This is a genomic window from Klebsiella grimontii, assembly GCF_900200035.1.
In the GTDB taxonomy this organism is placed as follows: domain Bacteria; phylum Pseudomonadota; class Gammaproteobacteria; order Enterobacterales; family Enterobacteriaceae; genus Klebsiella; species Klebsiella grimontii.
The window spans coordinates 92,537-111,889 of the sequence record NZ_FZTC01000021.1 but is presented as its reverse complement, the minus strand read 5'-3'; the positions used below and the strand labels follow the sequence as shown (position 1 = coordinate 111,889).

Here is a 19,353-nt window from a genome sequence, read left to right as displayed (position 1 = left end):
AGAGGAGATGAAAACGCTGGCTGGCGAGCGCGTCGCCGAGCTGAAAACCCGCGGTTACGACAACGCGGGGCTGTACGATCCGGCCGGCGTTGGCGGCACGCACGTGATGTACGTGCTGCACCACGCCGACAAGCCGAACCTGTACCACGGCCTGCCGGAGAACCCGGAAATCAGCGCCACGGTTAAGTTCTGGAAAGGGATCTGGAAGCCTCTCGCGGCGGTCGGCTTTGCGGCCACTTTCGCCGCCAGCATCTTCCACTACGTCGGCGTTGGTCCGAACCGCGCGGAAGAGGAAGAGGACAATCTGGATGAAGAGAAAGACGAGGTGCGCAAATGAAAAGACGTGACACCATCGTGCGCTACACCGCGCCGGAACGCATCAACCACTGGGTCACTGCCTTCTGCTTCGTGCTGGCGGCGGTGAGCGGGCTGGGCTTTTTCTTCCCGTCCTTCAACTGGCTGATGCACATCATGGGCACCCCGCAGCTGGCGCGTATTCTGCACCCGTTCGTGGGCGTGATTATGTTTGCCTCATTCATCATCATGTTCTTCCGCTACTGGCACCATAACCTGATCAACCGGGACGATATTTTCTGGGCGAAGAACATTCGCAAGATTGTGGTCAACGAGGAAGTGGGCGACACCGGGCGCTATAACTTCGGCCAGAAGTGCGTGTTCTGGGCGGCGATTATCTTCCTGGTGCTGCTGCTGGTGAGCGGGGTGATTATCTGGCGTCCGTACTTTGCGCCGGCGTTCTCCATCCCGGTTATCCGCGTCGCGCTGATGCTGCACTCCTTCTCGGCGGTCGCGCTGATCGTGGTGATCATGGTGCATATTTACGCCGCGCTGTGGGTGAAGGGCACCATTACCGCGATGGTGGAAGGCTGGGTGACGAAGACCTGGGCGAAGAAGCATCATCCGCGCTGGTACCGTGAAGTGAAAGCGAAACGGACGAAGGATTGATAAAACAAATACGATAAGTTTGCTGCCATGCAGCGGATATTATCGTAGCGAGCGCGCGTAATGGCAGGTAAACCGCAAGGTGAACAAGCGATTACGCGCTATTTTTATCGGTAATTATTAAAGGGTAATCAACATAAAACCGCTGATAATAACGCTGTTTTATGAATGTTTTGATTATCCATATCAAAGAATCGCCGGACGACTCTGGTTATGTTGGCCGTTGCGCCTGGAGAAACGCCCGGGTTAATTCATCACTCGTTGTGGAAGGGGACCTGACAGGATGACGACGAAATCGCTAACGCTTTCTTTGGATGAACAACAGTCAATTCCTTTGAGTACGGTCTCGGGGATCCTGGGCTACCTCGGCATGGATATTCGTCCGCTGGCTTCCGCGGGGATATGCAGTTTCGACCCCGGCTTTGCTAACACCGCAGGCTGTAAGTCGGCCATCTCGTGGATCGATACCGAAAAGAGCATTCTGCTGCACCGCGGCTATCCGGTCGATCAGCTGGCGCGCCAGTGCGACTTCCTGGAAGTGGCGTGGATTCTGCTGCGCGGAGATGCGCCTGACGAAGCCAGCTATCAGGACTTCAAAAACACGATTACCCGCCATAGCCTGGTGCATGAGCAGATTGCCCGCATGTGCAGCAGCTTTCGTCGCGACTCGCATCCGATGGCCTTAATGTGCGCCCTGGTAGGCACCCTGGCGGCGTTCTATCACGATGTGCTGGACGTTGAAAATCCTGAGCACCGCGCGCTGGCCGCCACCCGCCTGCTGTCGAAAATGCCAACGCTCGCGGCGATGAGCTATAAGTTTTCAATTGAGCAACCGGCGCAGTATCCGCGCAACGATCTTTCCTATGCGGGGAATTTCCTGCATATGCTGTTTGCTATTCCGGCGGAACAGTATCAGCTGAATCCGGTGATTGAGCAGGCGATGAACCAGATCCTGGTGCTGCACGCCGACCATGGCCAGTGCGCATCGACGACCACCGTCCGGGCGGCGGGCTCCTCCGGGGCGAATCTCTTTGCCTGCGTCGCCGCCGGGCTCGCGTCTCTGTGGGGACCGGCCCACGGTGGGGCGAACGAAGCCAGTATGCGGATGCTGGAGGAGATCAACACCGTCGATCAAATTCCGGCGTTCCTGAGCAAAGCGAAACGCGACCCGCAGACGTTCCGTCGTCTGGGATTCGGTAACTCTCGCTACCGTCATCTTGACCCGCGCGCCGCCATTTTGCGCGAGACCTGTCATCGGGTACTGGAAGAGCTGGGGATGTCCGACATGCCGTTGCAGGTGGCGATGGCCCTCGAAGAGGTGGCGCTCACCGACCCGTACTTTGTTGAAAATGGCCTGTCGCCGAGCGTGGATTTCTATACTGCGGTGATCCTCAAGGCGATGGGGCTGCCTTCATCGATGTTTGTGGTGATTACCGCCGTGGGCAGAACGCTTGGCTGGGTGGCGCACTGGAACGAAATGCACGAAGCGCCGCTGACGATTTATCGTCCGCGGCAGATTTATACCGGCGAACAGCGGCGGGATTACGTTTCACGGCGTGAAGGGAAATAACAGAGCGCGGTTTTGATATTGTGTTCGTATTGTTGCCGGGCGGCGGCTGTCGCCTTGCCCGGCCTACCAAACCCTGGTCGGTAGCCCGGATAAGGCGTCAGCCGCAATCCGGGATCGTACCGTGTGATTAACGAAACACCACCTGCGCCCAGCGGGCCAGCCCGGCGGTGACCGAGCCAAAATCATCGCCGCCGGCCACCGGAATGCCCGGCAGGTGTGCCGCCAGCGCTTTTTTGATCAACGGCGAGCGAGCGCTGCCGCCGGTCAGGTAAATCACATCCGGCTTGTCATTGCTGTTATCCAGCGCCAGCTGAACCTGCTCCATGATGCGGGCCAGCGGCTGATCCAGCGCCGCTTCCAGACCCTGCTGGCTGATGGCTGTCGCCAGCTCGTCGCTGATAAACGGCAGCCCGGCGGTGACGCTCGGCTGCGCGGACAGGGCGATTTTGCTCTCTTCCGCGCTCCGCACCAGGCGATAGCTCAGACGCTGACGCCAGACCTTCAGCAGCAGCGCGACTTTTTCGCTATCGCGGGCGCTGCGCAGCAAATCGTTAAGCAGGCGACCGTTGGCGGCGCTGTAAAAATCGGTTTGCGCCGGGACGTCGTTAATCGCCACCGCATTCCACCACGGCAGAATCGGCAGCGCGATGCCTTTTTCGGTATCGCCGCCCATACCCAGCAGCGGCATCAGGCATTTAAAGGCCAGGGCGATATCAAGGTCGTTACCGCCGACCCGGCAGCCGCTGTGGCCAAGCAGGCTTTGCTGGCGATCGGCTTTTTCCCGCCACTGCGGCCCCATCAATAGCAGTGAACAGTCGGTGGTACCGCCGCCGATATCGACGACCAGCACGCGTTTTTCCTCGCTCAGCGTCGCTTCGAAATCCAGACCGGCGGCGACCGGTTCAAACTGAAACACCACGTCGCGGAAGCCCGCGCGCTTTGCCGCACGTTCGAGAATGCCCTGCGCCTGGGCGTTGGCGTCATCGCCGCCCAGTCCCTGGAAGTTAATCGGCCGGCCGATAACCGCCTGGTCGATGGTTTCTGGCAGCTGCGTTTGCGCCTGGAGTTTGATATGCAGCATCATGGCGCACACTAAGTCTTCAAACAGCGCCACCTGCTGCGGCTTGAGCCCGCTGGCGCCGAGAAAGGATTTCGGCGACTTCACGAAGTAGACTTCTTCTGGATCTTCAACGTATTGATGCAGCGAAGCGAGACCAAACTGCACGCTGTTGCCGAGTACGTCGATATCTTCCTCGCGGTTGAAGCTAATGGCGCGACGCAGCAGCGCCTGGTTTTCATCCCCGTTGGGCGGGACATCGTGATGGCGGTAGAGCCACTCGCTGACCGCTTCGCGGGTCGGCGCGCAAAGCATGGATGGTAGCAGTGAACTGCCGTTTTCCAGCGTCAACAGCTGCGGCGTATTCTCGCGCATTACCGCCACCGAACAGTTAGCGGTACCGTAGTCAAAACCAATAAACATAGCCTGCAAAATCCCCATGCCGGTGAAGAAGGGGGGCGACTTTAGCGGATTGACGGCACTGCGACAACTGGAATTTAAAAGCAAGGCGCCCGCGGCGCAGAGCCGCTATGATTGAAGCGCTAAAAAAGGAGAAATGATGACGCTGCTACCCTGGCATCCCCCCTACGACTGGCAATGGATGTTTCATTTTCTTGAGGCGCGTACCGTGCAGGGGATTGAAACTTTTGTCGACAACAGCTACTGCCGCAGCTTTGCCCTCAATGGCCACGCCGGGCTGATCGCGGTGACGCCGGATGACGCCGCGCAGGGCATGCGGGTGACGCTTTCCGCCGGGCTACAGCCGGTCGCGGAAGAGTGCCTGGCGCGGGTTGCGCGCTTATTTGATTTGTCCTGCGACCCGCAGCGGATCGCCCTGACGCTGGGAAACCTCGCGCTGCCAAGGCCGGGGCTGCGCCTGCCGGGATCCCTGGATGCGTTTGAACAAGCGGTACGCGCGGTGCTCGGCCAACTGGTGAGCGTGGCCATGGCGGCAAAGCTGACCGGGAAAGTGGTGGCTGCCTTCGGGGAACCGTTGACCGATGCGCCGGGCTTTTATCTGTTCCCGAGCGCGCAGCGGCTGGCGCAGGCCGATCCGCTGGCGCTGAAGGCGCTGGGTATGCCCCTGCGGCGGGCGGAGGCGCTGATTCACCTGGCGCGGGCGGCCATCAGCGGCGAACTTCCCCTCCGGGCGCCGGATAATATCGACGCTGGAATAAAGCAGCTGCAGACGCTGCCCGGCATTGGCCGCTGGACGGCGAACTATTTCGCGCTGCGCGGCTGGCAGGCGCCGGATATCTTTCTGGCGGATGATTATCTGATTAAACAGCGTTTTCCCGGCATGACGCCGAGCCGGATTGCGCGCTACGCCAGCCGCTGGCACCCCTGGCGCTCGTACGCTTTATTGCATATCTGGTATACGCAAGGCTGGTCGCCGGAGGAGGAATAGACCCGAGAGGCGCTTAGCACTGGTATCGACGCGCTGAAATCCCTATAATTGCGGCGTTTGGCGGTCAACCGCCACCCTTCCTACATTCCCAGGTTAATCAGGTCGCAAAAATTTATGACTGATACGTCTCATCAGTGCGTCATTATAGGCATCGCCGGCGCATCGGCTTCGGGCAAAAGCCTTATCGCCAGTACGCTATATCGTGAATTACGTGAACAGGTCGGCGATGAACATATCGGCGTTATTCCGGAAGACAGCTATTACAAGGATCAAGGTCATCTGTCGATGGAAGAGCGTGTAAAAACCAACTATGACCATCCAAGCTCCATGGATCATAGTCTGCTGTTTCAGCATCTGCAGATGCTGAGAAGCGGCCAGCCGATAGAGTTGCCGGTATACAGCTACGTTGAACATACCCGTATGCCGGAAACTATCCATATCGAACCGAAGAAAGTCATCATTCTTGAAGGGATTCTGCTGCTGACCGACGCTCGCCTGCGCAACGAACTCAGCTTCTCCATTTTTGTCGACACCCCGCTGGACATTTGCCTGATGCGCCGCATCAAGCGAGACGTCAACGAGCGCGGACGTTCGATGGATTCAGTGATGGCGCAGTACCAGAAAACGGTGCGCCCGATGTTCCTGCAGTTTATCGACCCTTCCAAGCAGTATGCCGATATTATTGTGCCTCGCGGCGGTAAGAACCGTATCGCCATCGATATTCTGAAGGCCAAAATCAGTCAGTTCTTTGAATAACACGAACGAATTGTGTAACGTGCAAAGAGAAGCCAATTTGCCCTTATCCCCGGAAGGCGTAGGGGCGCAATGCCTTAAAGGAGAACGTTCATGCGTCTGTGCGACCGAGATATAGAAGCCTGGTTGGATGAGGGGCGACTGGCCATTAATCCGCGCCCGCCCGTTGAGCGCATTAATGGCGCGACGGTCGATGTTCGGCTGGGGAATAAGTTTCGGACTTTCCGCGGGCACACGGCGGGCTTTATTGACCTGAGCGGGCCGAAGGCGGAAGTCAGCGCGGCGCTGGATCGGGTGATGAGCGAAGAGATTGTTCTGCCGGATGGTGAGGCGTTCTTCCTGCATCCGGGCGAGCTGGCGCTGGCGGTGACCTTTGAATCGGTTACCCTGCCGCCGGATCTCGTCGGCTGGCTGGATGGCCGTTCTTCGCTAGCGCGTCTGGGCTTGATGGTGCACGTTACCGCGCACCGCATCGATCCGGGCTGGTCCGGCTGTATCGTTCTGGAATTCTATAATTCGGGTAAGCTGCCGCTGGCGCTGCGTCCAGGGATGCTGATCGGCGCGTTAAGTTTTGAACCCTTATCCGGCCCGGCGGTGCGTCCTTATAACCGCCGCGAAGATGCGAAATATCGCGACCAGCAGGGCGCGGTAGCGAGTCGAATCGACAAGGATTGATAATTTTAGCGGTTTGCTGAGGATGCCATGAGACGAATTCTGACCACGCTGATGATCTTACTGGCGGTAGTTGTCGCCGGTCTTACCGCGCTGGTATTGCTGGTCAACCCCAACGATTTTCGCGCCTATATGGTTAAAGAGGTGGCGGATCGTAGCGGCTATCAGCTTGAACTCAATGGGCCGTTGCGCTGGCACGTCTGGCCGCAGCTCAGCATTCTCTCAGGCCGCATGACCCTGACCGCGCCCGGCGCGGCAGAACCGGTCATTCGCGCGGATAATATGCGCCTTGACGTCGGGCTGCTGCCGCTGATCTCGCATCAGCTGCAGGTTAAGCAGGTGATGTTGAAGGGGGCGGTGATCCAGTTGACTCCCAAAACCGAAGCCGTGCGCAGCAAAGGAGCGCCGGTCGTTCCGCACGACAACACGCTGCCTCAGGTTCCGGAGGATCGCGGCTGGTCGTATGATGTCCAGAAGCTGCAGATAGCCGATAGCGTGCTGTTTTTTCAGCATGAAGATGGCGAGCAGGTGACGGTGCGCGATATCCGCCTGCAGATGGAGCAGGATAGCAGCCATCGCGCAACGGTCGATTTCTCTGGCCGGGTGAACCGCGATCAGCGCGATCTGGCGCTTTCCTTCTCCGCCCAGGTGCAGGGCGGTGATTATCCTCATTCTCTGAAGGCGGACATTTCACAACTGAACTGGCAGCTTCGCGGCGCGGAGCTTCCCCCTGAAGGGATTAGCGGCCAGGCCAGCATGCAGGCCAGCTGGTTCGAGGATGCGAAAAAGCTCAGCTTCGATAAGCTGAACTTAACGGCTAACGGCAGTACCGTTGCCGGCAACGGCAGCGTGGTGCTGGGCCAACAGCCTGACTGGACGCTGAATCTTCAGGCGGGCACGCTCAACCTCGATAGCCTGCTGTCTCATCCCTCAGCATCTGACAATAATGGCGTTAACCAGCAGGGGCAAAGCCAGGCCAGGCAGCTACGCCCGGTTATTGCGGATAACGGTATTCAGCAGGATTACAACTCGCTGCGCGGTTTTAACGCCCGGCTGAGCATCACGGCCGAGCAGCTGCAGTGGCGTGGCATGCATTTTACCCAAGTGAAAAGCGATATCAGCAACCAGCAGGGGCTGCTGACGATTCATCAGATGCAGGGGAACCTGGACGGCGGGCGACTCTCGCTCCCCGGCTCGCTGGACGCGCGAGGTGAAACGCCGCGAGCCTCCTTCGAGCCGCAGCTCGACAACGTTGAGATCGGCTCGATTCTGAAAGCGTTCAATTATTCGATAAACCTGACCGGCAAGCTCTCGCTGACCGGCGAGTTCTCCGGCGGCAAGATTGATGCCGACGAGTTCCGCCGCAGCTGGCAGGGGCAGGCGCAAATTCAGATGACGGATACGCGCACTGAAGGGCTTAATTTCCAGCAGCTAGTCCAGCAGGCCGTCGAGCGCAGCACCAACGTTCAGGCGCAGGAAAACTACGATAATGCGACCAGGCTGGACTCCGTCAGCACCGAGTTTGCGCTGGATAATGGACAGGTGACCTTAAAGGGTATGCAGGGGCAATCTGAACTGATGGCGTTAACCGGGCAGGGTGAACTCAATCTGCTGAAAGAAGACTGCGATATGCGCTTCAACGTCCGGGTACTGGGCGGCTGGAAGGGCGAGAGCAAACTCATCGATAGGCTCAAGCAGACGGCGATCCCATTGCGAATTTATGGCAACTGGCAGACGCTGAGCTACAGTCTGCAGGTGGACCAGATACTCCGCAAGCAGCTGCAGGATGAAGCGAAAAAACGGCTTAGTGAATGGGCCGAACGCAATAAAAACACTCAGGATGGCAAGGATGTGAAGAAGCTGCTGGATAAGCTGTGAGTCTGGCGGTTGTTGTCGGCGGATGATAATCCATGGCCGGCGTCTTTGCTGACAAAGTGCGACATGTGGCATTGCCCGGCGGCGCTTTGCTTGCGCGGGCCTACGGGGAAGGCGTTATGTGTTGCGGGCGTGGATTTTTAGGCCGGGTAAGGCGTCAGCCGCCGCCCGGCAGTAATGTCAACGGCTCCTCAAAAACCGGTTTTCCATTGTTCGTGCGGCTTTAGAATATTCATTGAAGTGAGCATTACACTTCATAGTCCAGTTCATCTTCATTATGCGCCGGCGGCACTATTTGTACTTTTTGCACCCGATGGCTCTCCACCTGCAGCGTGCGCAGAACGTAGCCGTCAAGGTTCACTTCTTCACCTTCCTGCGGCACATGCTGCAGGTACTCCATCAGCAGACCGGCGACCGTATGGTATTCACGTTTCTCATCCAGCGGCAGGGGGACATACTGGACCAGGTCTGCCAGCGGCATATGCCCGTTGACCGTCCAGCTACCGTCGCCGTTTTTGTGAATATCGTGGCGAGCGTCAATCTCTTCTACTTCATTAGGCAAATTACCGGCGATAGTTTCCATAACGTCGCTGAGCGTGACAATGCCCTCGACGGAGCCAAACTCATCAACCACAAAGGCAAAGTGGGTTCTGGCTTTGCGGAACTGCTCCAGCGCCGGAAGCAGCGGTAGCGTCTCCGGGAACACCAGCGGCTGACGAATCAGGGCCTGCAGGTTGAGCGGTTCATGTCGTAACGATTGCTGCAGCAGATCGATCACATGCACGACGCCAAGCATATCTTCGTCATCATCGACGCCGGTAACCACCAGGCGGGTATGCTGATTTTTGTCGAGTAAGGCGCGGATCTCCTCTTCCGGAGCGCTGAGATCAATATGTTCAATATCATGACGCGAGGTCATGATGCTGCTGACGGTGCGCTGATTGAGATTCAGTACCCGCTCAATCATCCGCCGTTCCTGTGGATTAAACAGCGGGTTATCGTCGCGATCGGCAACCAGCGAAGCGGTATCGCTATCCAGCTCGTTATTCTCCTTGTGGCCGCTCAACAGATTCATTACCGCTTCAGTGGTTCGCTGGCGTAACGTCAGGTTGGCCGAGAGAAAGCGATGACGGTTAAAGATCGCCAGCTGATTGAAGGATTCAATCATGACCGAGAAGCCGATGGCGGCGTACAGGTATCCTTTGGGAATAGGGAAGCCAAAGCCTTCGGCAATCAGGCTAAAACCGATCATTAACAGGAAGCTCAGGCAGAGAATAACAATTGTCGGATGGCTGTTAACAAAGCGGGTCAGGGCCTTGCTGGCCATCAGCATCAGGCTAATGGCAATAATCACCGCAGCCATCATTACCGCCAGGTGGTCAACCATGCCGACCGCGGTTATCACCGAATCGAGAGAGAAGATGGCATCAAGCACCACGATTTGCGCAACCACTCCCCAGAACCTGGCGCCTTTGCGCTGGGTCGGGTTATCGCTATCTTTGCCTTCCAGCCGTTCGTTGAGCTCAACGGTGGCTTTAAAGAGAAGGAACAATCCGCCAAACAGCATAATGAGATCGCGAGCGCTAAAGCTCAGATCGTGCCACGTAATCAGCGGCCTGGTGAGAGTAACCAGCCATGAGATCGACGCCAGCAGCAGCAGGCGCATCACCATTGCGAGCAGCAGACCGGTCACGCGCGCCCTGTCGCGCTGCGCGGGAGGGAGTTTTTCCGCGAGAATGGCGATAAAGACCAGATTATCAATACCGAGTACCAGCTCAATAACGACAAGCGTGATGAGCCCGGCCCAGATCGAGGGGTCGGTAATCCATTCCATATTCAGTTAAAACCTTTACAACCTAAGAGTGCCATGTACCGATCATGGATAAGCCATAGATAAAATGCAATATTTTCTGCTGTTAATTACCTCGGGCGCCAAACGGGGCCTCGTAATACCTGTAAATAAAATAGCCACTTGCGCAGGATATAACCATATTCAACCACAAGCATATCGGCAGGTTATTATTTGCCATCGCGCGAATTTCCATCGATATAGACTGAAATGGCCCGCCTGATTTTATGCCGGATTCCGCGCAGGCGATGAACGGCTATACCAGGGCGGTCTCCGGCAAACGGTAAAGTCTATCAATAGATTTGATGTATATAACAACGATTTCCTGGAATTTAGATATTTATACTACTTAATGTCGTGGCTTGTCGGAGATCAATTTTTACCGGAGGATGTGATGCGCGTTATCGGGGGATGCAGAGTGGCAAAACAGCAGTGGGAATAATTTGTTGCCAGTAAAAGGCACCAGGGGTTAGCCGGGAAGACGTCGCTGCTGCTGAAACCCGTTGTGACGAGTAATTTGCTGCCGTTCAGACGGTTTTGTGCGTTAAATAATTTTATTAACACTATAATCGATTATATGGTCTGGATTTTTATTTTTTTGCAGTCACTTGTTCTGTATCAACTCATAGTGAAAGATAACAAGGTATTAAAAGAGGAATGATGGAGGAACGATGAACGTCATTACTCTATCTTATGAATTGAATGGAGCGGTTTTTTTGCCTAACATATTGTAAATATTGGGTATTTACTTCGAAACATTGCGCATAAGAATTTTCTTAAATCTGTCTATTGGTATGTAGACTTTACGTGTATTCTTAAATTATACGTGTAATTTCAGAATTTGACGGACAGTATGGCAGGGATCAACCGTGTATCATCACTGATAAATGCCAGTGATAGATACAAACTGACAGGATCAAAAGGTTTATAACCATACGGGTGGATATGAAAATGGTGAGTTTGAAAGCAGTTATACCGGTAGCAGGATTAGGGATGCATATGTTGCCCGCCACTAAGGCCATTCCGAAAGAGATGTTGCCGATCGTCGACAAGCCTATGGTGCAGTATATTGTTGATGAAATTGTAGCTGCGGGAATCAAGGAAATCGTGCTGGTAACGCATTCATCCAAGAATGCGGTAGAAAACCATTTCGACACCTCCTATGAACTGGAAGCATTGCTCGAACAACGCGTAAAACGTCAGCTTCTGGCGGAGGTGCAGGCTATCTGTCCTCCTGGCGTAACCATTATGAACGTACGTCAGGGCCAGCAGTTGGGGTTAGGCCACTCCATTCTTTGCGCGCGCCCGCTGATTGGCGATAACCCCTTTGTGGTTGTGCTCCCGGATATCATTCTGGACGACGCCAGCGCCGATCCTCTGCGCTATAACCTTGCCGCGATGGTAGCGCGTTTCAATGAAACGGGCCGTAGCCAGGTTCTGGCCAAACGAATGGAAGGCGACCTCTCCGAGTACTCTGTTATTCAGACTAAAGATCCGCTGGAATCGGCAGGGCAGGTGGCCCGAATCGTTGAATTCATCGAAAAACCTGATGAACCACAAACCCTGGATTCCGACCTGATGGCGGTGGGGCGTTACGTGCTCTCTGCCGATGTATGGTCCGAACTGGAGCGTACCGAGCCGGGCGCCTGGGGACGCATCCAGTTAACCGATGCCATCGCCGAACTGGCGAAAAAGCAGTCGGTCGATGCGATGTTAATGACTGGCGATAGCTATGACTGCGGTAAAAAAATGGGCTACATGCAGGCTTTTGTAAGCTACGGTCTGCGTAACCATAAAGAAGGGGCAAAATTCCGCGAGAGCATTAAGAAGCTGCTGGCATAGTTTAAGCGCATGGCTTTTTAGCGGATGAGAGTGAGCGGTCCGAGTTTTCTGATGAAGAACAGACAATTCGTGGCCGTTCACACCGATAAGTACAGCAGGTATCGCTGATTAGTATCCATTTTAATTCAATGAGTTAGCGGTTTTCTTGTTATATTGTAGCGTTTGCGAACATGAGGCAATGTTCGGAGACTTCTGGTAGTAGAAGAACACGTATCATGCTGAAATGGTCGGACTAGCTAAATTTACTCTTTGCTGATAATTACTTACTAAGACTTTTCTTAAGTAAGTGGCCCTTAGTCAAGGCGTGAGACGAAAATAAAACTTGACTGAGATCATGTTTGCGCATTAAACAACGGTAACGCATGCATAATAATGTGAAGTTACTGATTGTGTATGCCCACACCAATGTCGCGGAAAAGACGTTACGGACTGGAGAGATCGTCAAAGGATGAAAAAGAAATGAACTGGCAGGTTGTCACTTTTTTTGGCGATAGCACCGTACTGTTACCCAGTGCGGCCGTACTGTTTATCGTTCTTTTTCTGCGAAAAGATTCAAAGCAGCTGGCCTGGCACTGGGCTCTGCTGTTCGGCATAACTGGCGCAATTGTCTGCGCATCGAAACTGGCATTTATGGGCTGGGGTATCGGGATTCGCGAGCTGGACTTCACCGGCTTTAGCGGGCACACCGCACTCTCTTCCGCTTTCTGGCCAATCCTCTTATGGCTGCTGTGCGCGCGTGCCACACCAGTTCTTCGTTTTACTGCCGTCGTATTCGGATATGCACTAGCCGGGCTGGTAGGCTATTCCCGTTTGATGGTTCATGCACATTCAACTTCGGAAGTTATTGCCGGCTTACTGCTGGGCGCCGCAGGGAGTGCAGCCTTTCTGCTGCTGCAGTCGCGCGTTCGCGATACTCATACAGCGCAGCTATCGTTTGGCGGCCTGGCGAGCATGGTCATTATCCCGGCGCTTCTGCTGAATACCGGGGCGAAGGCGCCAACCCAGTCGCTGTTGGGCGAGATTGCGGTGAAGCTTGGCCCACTGGAGAAACCTTTTACCCGAGTTGATCTGCACAAGGGATTTTACTGACTCAGGTGAGCGTGGGCGAGATGAAGGATTCAGAGTGATTCATGTGCTGTTCACATTGTATGCAAGATGAAATTTAAGGTGAAATGGTCTGCCGCTGCGATATTTCATATCCATGAAATAAATCTGTGATGGGCCATTCTGCACAATAATTAGCTTAATGATAAGTCGCCAGGATGTTTCCTAAATAAGTTTTCTGGCTAAATATCGAATTTATTAATGATAACAGCATGCTGGCATAATTCTTTTCACTATTAATTTTTGTAGTTGACTAACTATAATTAATTTGAAACTAAGTCAACACACTTTTTGTGGTGAAAAAGTAATAAAATCATGCGGTTGAAATTATTCAGTTGTTCTGTACTGCTGTCATTTGTAAGTGGCGACCGGAAAACAATAACCTTATCGACGAGCAGTTCATAGTGCTGCCCGCGTATCTGATAATTTAAGATTACGCTCCCAATTGAGGGCAGAATCTCGTAAACTTATGGCCGCGAAATTGTTTGTTTTGATGGATTAATCACCGATTTATCGAAATCTGCGATTGAATTTAAAGGGAAAGAAGTGCAGTGCATTGGTAGCTGTTAAGCCAAGGGCGGTAGCGTACCTGCGGACGGACGTTTTCTCTATATCAAATCTCATTTCATGCGACCGAAATTCCTAAAGTAGCCTTCATACAGGTGATTATCTTCACAACCAGTATATACTTGCGTGTTGTCGCCAGCTCAGAGCGTTCCGTTTGGGGGCGGGCAGGAGAAACTGCGGGTATAAAGCGTAAGGAATGGCCTTCAATAACAATTTCGCATACATTGTGTACTGCAGGTAGCCTGTGAATCAAAAGCGGCCGTTGGCCTGAGAATCCGATAACATGCTTTCGTTTTCTTTGCTCAAACCTGTAGACCAAAAATAGCAAAGGTTGGCGTCAGAGGGCGCTGCATCTATCTGTGTTCCCCTTGTCGCGCCAGCTTGCGGAAACGGGGCTTTAAATGGATCTTGTACAATGATAAAAATTGCGCGAATCGCACTCGCATTAGGGCTGCTTACTTCTGCCAGCTCACTTGCCTATGCCTCCGGGTTAGTGATGAATGATAACGAACTGCGCAACGATCTGGCGTGGCTTTCCGATCGCGGCGTTATTCATCTTAGCCTGTCGACCTGGCCTCTGAGCCAGGAAGAGATTAATCGGGCGCTTAAGAAAGCAAAACCCTCTTACTCTTCTGAACAGGTTGTTCTCGCTCGAATCAACCAACGCCTCGATTCCTTAAAAGCTGATTTCCGGGTGAGTGGCTATACCTCAACGGATAAACCCGGAACGCCGCAGGGATTTGGCCAGAATCAGCCTGCGGATAGTTCTTTATCATTGGCCTTTAATAACAGCGGCGAATGGTGGGATGTGCATCTACAGGGCAACGTTGAAGGTGACGAACGCATCAGCAACGGTTCCCGTTTTAATGCTAATGGCGCCTACGGCGCGGTCAAGTTCTGGAACCAGTGGCTCTCGTTCGGCCAGATGCCGCAGTGGTGGGGACCGGGTTACGAGGGCAGCCTGATCCGCGGTGATGCGATGCGCCCGATGACCGGCGTTTTAATGCAGCGTGCTGAACAGGCCGCACCGGAAACCTGGTGGCTGCGCTGGATTGGCCCTTGGCAGTATCAGATTTCCGCCAGCCAGATGAATCAATATACCGCCGTACCGCATACCAAAATTATCGGCGGTCGTCTGACGTTTTCTCCTTTCCAGTCCCTTGAGCTTGGCGCATCACGCATTATGCAGTGGGGAGGGGAGGGGAGACCGGAGTCGTTTAGTAATTTTTGGGATGGCCTGACGGGTAAAGATAATACCGAAGCAAACGATCCCAATGAACCAGGCAATCAGCTTGCTGGTTTCGACTTTAAGTTGAAACTGGAACCCACGCTTGGCTGGCCGGTTAGTGTCTATGGGCAGATGATTGGTGAAGATGAATCTGGTTTCTTACCTTCAGCGAATATGTTCCTTGGGGGTATCGAAGGACACCACGGTTGGGGTAAAGATGCAGTCAACTGGTATCTTGAAGCTCATGATACCCGGACGAATATGAGCCGAACCAACTATAGCTATACGCACCACATCTACAAAAATGGTTACTATCAACAGGGGTACTCACTCGGGGATGCAATGGGAGGCGATGGCCAACTGTTTGCAGGGAAAGTCGAGCTGGTGACCGAGAATAATCAACGTTGGAGCGCGCGTTTAGCGTATGCGAAGGTTAACCCTGAAAACCAGTCAATTAATAAGGCGTTTCCTCGTTCGGATACCTTGAAAGGTGTGCAATTGGGATGGAGCGGGGATATCTATAAATCGGTAAGGCTGAATACCTCTCTCTGGTACACAGACGCAGACAATAGCGATAGTGATGATGTGGGTGCGAGCGCGGGGATAGAAATCCCATTTAATTTATAGCCTTAACACAGCTTCTGGAAATAGACTGTTGTTTGGGGATTAGAAACTTTTGGTTTACTGATGATGTGACATTATGAAGAAAAAAATTGTTAGATTTTCGGCATTGGCATTAGCAATAGGTTTTTTATCAGGCTGTACCATTTTGCCGGGACAGGGGTTAAATAGTCTGCGTAAGAACGTAGTTGAGTTACCGGATAGCGACTACGATTTGGATAAACTGGTGAATGTCTATCCATTAACTCCGGGATTAGTGGATCAGCTTCGTCCCGAAACTGTAATGGCGCGTCCAAATCCGCAGTTAGACAATTTACTGAAAAGTTATGAGTACCGAATCGGTGTTGGCGACGTCTTGATGGTAACGGTCTGGGATCACCCTGAATTAACTACTCCTGCAGGCCAATATCGTAGCGCGAGTGATACGGGGAACTGGGTAAATTCTGATGGGACGATTTTCTATCCTTATATTGGAAAAGTATTAGTCGCTGGAAAAACATTGAGCCAAGTGCGACAGGATATAGCGAATAGACTTACAACATATATCGAAAGCCCACAAGTTGATGTAAGTATAGCAGCCTTCCGGTCTCAGAAAGTATATGTAACAGGTGAGGTTACAAATTCTGGGAAACAAGCAATTACAAACATTCCATTAACGGTAATGGATGCTATCAATGCTGCTGGTGGACTTGCCCCTGATGCAGATTGGCGTAACGTTGTACTTACCCATAATGGGAAAGATAAAAAAATCTCACTCTATGCATTAATGCAAAAAGGAGATTTAACTCAAAACCATTTATTATTCCCAGGCGATATTTTGTTTATCCCACGAAATGACGAACTCAAAGTATTTGTGATGGGTGAGGTAGGAAAACAAAGCACGCTTAAAATGGACCGAAGCGGAATGACACTCGCAGAAGCCATAGGGAACTCTGAAGGTATTTCACAATCAATGAGTGATGCTACTGGAATTTTTGTGATTCGCCAATTACAAGGTGATAAGAAAGGTAAAATCGCGAATATATATCAGCTAAATGCACAAGATGCTTCAGCTATGGTTTTAGGTACCGAGTTTCAATTAGAACCCTATGATATTGTTTATGTAACAACTGCACCTCTGGTTCGTTGGAACAGAGTTATATCCCAGTTGGTCCCAACGATCACTGGTGTACATGATATGACAGAAACCGTCCGCTATATTAAGACATGGCCATAAAATTATGTTCAATTCAATTCTTGTTGTTTGCACTGGGAATATTTGTCGTTCTCCGATAGGGGAACGATTATTAAGGAAGTATTTACCTTCGAAAAAAATTGATTCAGCAGGCACTGGCGCGTTAGTAGGACATGAGGCTGATGCGAGTGCTATTGAAATAGCTAGAATGCATGATTTATCCCTTGAAGGCCATAAAGGTCAGCAATTTACATCTTCATTAGCAAGGAAATATGATCTTATTCTCGTTATGGAAAAATCGCATATTGAACAAATAGGTAAGATTGCTCCAGAGGCAAGAGGTAAGACTATGTTATTCGGTCATTGGATTGATCAGAAGGAAATACCAGACCCATACCGTAAAAGCGAAGAAGCATTCGCTTTGGTATATCAATTGATTGAACAAGCTGGGCAATTATGGGCTAAGAAACTAGTTGTATAATTATTAGGAATAAGTCATGTCACTAACTTCGTATAAAAAAACAGAAAAAGATAATGATGAAATTGATATTGGTCGGCTTATAGGTGAGTTGATTGATCATCGAAAGTTGATTATTGCAATTACATCTTTATTTACTCTTGTTGCACTTATCTATGCCCTATTTGCCACTCCAGTTTATCAAGCTGATGCATTAATACAGGTAGAGCAAAGGCAAGGCAATGCCATTCTAAACAGTCTTAGTCAAGTTCTGCCTAATACTCAACCACAATCACAACCAGAAATCACTCTTCTCCAGTCAAGGATGATATTGGGAAAAACCGTAGACGATTTAAACTTGCAGGCCAGGATCAAACAGGATTACTTTCCTGTTTTTGGTCGTGGCTGGGCAAGATTAACCGGAGAAAGTGAAGGTTCCCTCTCAATTTCAAGATTATATTTGTTTTCTGATAGCAAAAAAATACCTAAGATAGAAGTCTTAATTAATGATAAAGATAATTACACGGTTATTGGTGATGGCTATGAAATAAAAGGTAAAAAAGGTGAACTGGTTGAAGGAAAAGGATTATCTCTTAAAATTGATGATTTCAAGGCCCAACCGGGTACCAAGTTTATTGTATCTTATGTAAGTCGCTTGCAAGCGATCACAGATCTACAAGAATCATTGGAGGTACTTGAAGAGGGCAAAAATACTGGCATGCTAACAGTATCATTTGTTGGCGAGAATCCAGATAAAATTACTGCTATCATTGATAGCATTAGTAATAATTACTTAGCGCAGAATATATCCAGGCAAGCAGCCCAAGATGCAAAGAGTTTAGATTTTCTTAATCAGCAACTGCCTCAAGTACGTAATGATTTAGACATAGCAGAAGATAAGTTAAATGCTTATAGAAGACAAAATGATTCAGTTGATCTATCCTTAGAAGCAAAATCTGTACTTGATCAGATTGTAAATGTTGATAACCAGTTAAACGAATTAACATTCAGGGAATCTGAGGTATCGCAGTTATATACTAAAGAGCATCCAACTTATAAAGCATTGATGGAAAAACGAAAAGTTTTACAGGATGAAAAGGTAAAGCTTAATAAAAGAGTTACCTCAATGCCTGAAACTCAGCAGGAGGTTTTACGTTTAAGTAGAGATGTAGATTCAGGTCGAGCTGTATATATGCAACTACTCAACCGACAGCAAGAACTAAGTATCTCGAAATCGAGCGCAATAGGTAATGTACGGATTATAGATAGTGCAGTAAGCCAACCAGATCCAATTAAGCCGAAGAAAGCTTTGGTGGTCCTAATCGGTATCATTGTAGGGATATTTATTTCTGCGATTATTGTGATGTTTAGGGTGTTTTTACGGCGTGGGATTGAATCACCAGAACAGCTCGAGGAGTTAGGCATAAATGTATATGCTAGCATACCTGTCTCTGAAACATTCACGAAAAACATAAGCCAGAAAAAAGATTGGCGCGGGAAAAAGCAGGAAAAAATTCAGGGACTTCTTGCTATTGAAAATCCAGCTGATTTAGCAATTGAGGCTATTAGAGGATTAAGAACAAGTTTGCATTTTGCAATGCTTGAAGCACAGAATAATATTCTGATGATATCAGGTGCAAGTCCCAACGCAGGTAAAACTTTCGTAAGTTCTAATCTTGCGAAGATTATTTCTCAGGCTGATAAAACTGTATTATTTATTGATGCAGATATGAGGAAAGGTTATACCCATAAATTATTTTCGACTAATAATGAAAATGGTTTGTCTGAGTATTTATCTGGTATGTCACAAATCACCCAGGTAGTCAAAAAAATACCAGCCATTGGATTCGACTATATATCTAGAGGAATGGTGCCGCCAAACCCCGCAGAATTATTAATGCATCATCGTTTTCAGGAGTTGCTGAGTTGGGCCGCGAAAAATTATGATTTGGTTATTGTTGATACACCACCAATTTTAGCGGTTACTGATGCTGCAATTATTGGAGGTTATGTCGGGACAACACTTTTGGTCGCTCGTTTCGAATTAAATACAGCAAAAGAAATAGAAGTTAGTATGAAACGATTTGAGCAAAGTGGAATACATGTCAAAGGATGTATTTTGAATGGTGTTGTGAAGAAAGCCAGTAGTTATTATGGATATGGATATAACCATTATGGCTATTCATATTCTGACAAAAAAGACTAAATCATAGAAA

15 protein-coding genes are annotated in these 19,353 nt (G+C 50.9%); 13 read left to right on the top strand and 2 right to left on the bottom strand.

Annotated elements, in window-relative coordinates; genetic code table 11:
- The 3 genes from KOSB73_RS20810 to KOSB73_RS20800 all read left to right on the top strand — a co-directional run.
- Positions 1 to 337, top strand: a 337-nt coding sequence (locus KOSB73_RS20810) for a formate dehydrogenase N subunit beta transmembrane domain-containing protein (protein ID WP_279338420.1), incomplete at its 5' end; no start/stop codon positions are given.
- Positions 334 to 963 (top strand): formate dehydrogenase cytochrome b556 subunit, encoded by a 630-nt coding sequence (gene fdoI, locus KOSB73_RS20805; protein WP_004138689.1) that lies wholly within the window; start codon positions 334 to 336, stop codon positions 961 to 963. The genes KOSB73_RS20810 and fdoI, both read left to right, overlap by 4 nt.
- 280 nt (positions 964 to 1,243) lie before the next feature.
- A complete protein-coding gene (locus KOSB73_RS20800) occupies positions 1,244 to 2,530 on the top strand; it encodes a citrate synthase (protein WP_098140924.1) in 1,287 nt (428 codons plus the stop codon).
- 127 nt (positions 2,531 to 2,657) lie between these two features.
- Here KOSB73_RS20800 and yegD read toward each other — a convergent pair whose 3' ends face one another.
- On the bottom strand, positions 2,658 to 4,010 hold the full coding sequence (yegD, locus tag KOSB73_RS20795) for a molecular chaperone (protein WP_004138692.1): 1,353 nt from the start codon (positions 4,008 to 4,010) through the stop codon (positions 2,658 to 2,660).
- Between the two features lie 136 nt (positions 4,011 to 4,146).
- On the opposite strand from yegD, the gene alkA reads away from it, so the two are divergent.
- The 4 genes from alkA (at position 4,147) to asmA (ending at position 8,298) form a co-directional block, all read left to right on the top strand.
- The gene (gene alkA, locus KOSB73_RS20790) at positions 4,147 to 4,995 is read left to right on the top strand and encodes a DNA-3-methyladenine glycosylase 2 (RefSeq protein ID WP_004138693.1); all 849 of its coding nucleotides are present in this window, start codon (positions 4,147 to 4,149) and stop codon (positions 4,993 to 4,995) included.
- A 114-nt stretch (positions 4,996 to 5,109) separates the two neighbouring features.
- On the top strand, positions 5,110 to 5,751 hold the full coding sequence (udk, locus tag KOSB73_RS20785) for a uridine kinase (protein WP_004122537.1): 642 nt from the start codon (positions 5,110 to 5,112) through the stop codon (positions 5,749 to 5,751).
- A gap of 90 nt (positions 5,752 to 5,841) precedes the next feature.
- Entirely contained in the window at positions 5,842 to 6,423 is a 582-nt protein-coding gene (dcd, locus tag KOSB73_RS20780; RefSeq protein ID WP_004122535.1) for a dCTP deaminase, read from the top strand.
- A gap of 27 nt (positions 6,424 to 6,450) precedes the next feature.
- Positions 6,451 to 8,298: an outer membrane assembly protein AsmA gene (gene asmA, locus KOSB73_RS20775; protein ID WP_049088543.1), complete on the top strand. Its 1,848-nt coding sequence runs from the start codon at positions 6,451 to 6,453 to the stop codon at positions 8,296 to 8,298.
- A 244-nt stretch (positions 8,299 to 8,542) separates the two neighbouring features.
- Here asmA and KOSB73_RS20770 read toward each other — a convergent pair whose 3' ends face one another.
- Positions 8,543 to 10,129 carry a TerC family protein gene (locus KOSB73_RS20770; RefSeq protein ID WP_098140922.1) on the bottom strand — a complete coding sequence of 529 codons (1,587 nt, stop codon included), beginning with the start codon at positions 10,127 to 10,129 and terminating at the stop codon, positions 8,543 to 8,545.
- A 960-nt stretch (positions 10,130 to 11,089) separates the two neighbouring features.
- Here KOSB73_RS20770 and galF point away from each other — a divergent pair.
- The 6 genes from galF to KOSB73_RS20740 all read left to right on the top strand — a co-directional run bounded on the left by galF (position 11,090) and on the right by KOSB73_RS20740 (position 19,343).
- The gene (galF, locus tag KOSB73_RS20765) at positions 11,090 to 11,986 is read left to right on the top strand and encodes a UTP--glucose-1-phosphate uridylyltransferase GalF (RefSeq protein WP_024360046.1); all 897 of its coding nucleotides are present in this window, start codon (positions 11,090 to 11,092) and stop codon (positions 11,984 to 11,986) included.
- Between the two features lie 459 nt (positions 11,987 to 12,445).
- The gene (locus KOSB73_RS20760) at positions 12,446 to 13,075 is read left to right on the top strand and encodes a phosphatase PAP2 family protein (RefSeq protein WP_049087581.1); all 630 of its coding nucleotides are present in this window, start codon (positions 12,446 to 12,448) and stop codon (positions 13,073 to 13,075) included.
- 997 nt (positions 13,076 to 14,072) lie between these two features.
- Positions 14,073 to 15,512: a capsule assembly Wzi family protein gene (locus KOSB73_RS20755; RefSeq protein WP_049087580.1), complete on the top strand. Its 1,440-nt coding sequence runs from the start codon at positions 14,073 to 14,075 to the stop codon at positions 15,510 to 15,512.
- A gap of 73 nt (positions 15,513 to 15,585) precedes the next feature.
- Complete coding sequence (locus KOSB73_RS20750) at positions 15,586 to 16,722, top strand: polysaccharide export protein (RefSeq protein ID WP_049087579.1); 1,137 nt, start codon at positions 15,586 to 15,588, stop codon at positions 16,720 to 16,722.
- A 4-nt stretch (positions 16,723 to 16,726) separates the two neighbouring features.
- The gene (locus KOSB73_RS20745; protein WP_004200407.1) at positions 16,727 to 17,161 is read left to right on the top strand and encodes an arsenate reductase/protein-tyrosine-phosphatase family protein; all 435 of its coding nucleotides are present in this window, start codon (positions 16,727 to 16,729) and stop codon (positions 17,159 to 17,161) included.
- A gap of 16 nt (positions 17,162 to 17,177) precedes the next feature.
- Positions 17,178 to 19,343, top strand: coding sequence for a polysaccharide biosynthesis tyrosine autokinase (locus tag KOSB73_RS20740; protein WP_049087578.1), 2,166 nt, complete (start codon positions 17,178 to 17,180; stop codon positions 19,341 to 19,343).
- Positions 19,344 to 19,353: the final 10 nt, after the last annotated feature.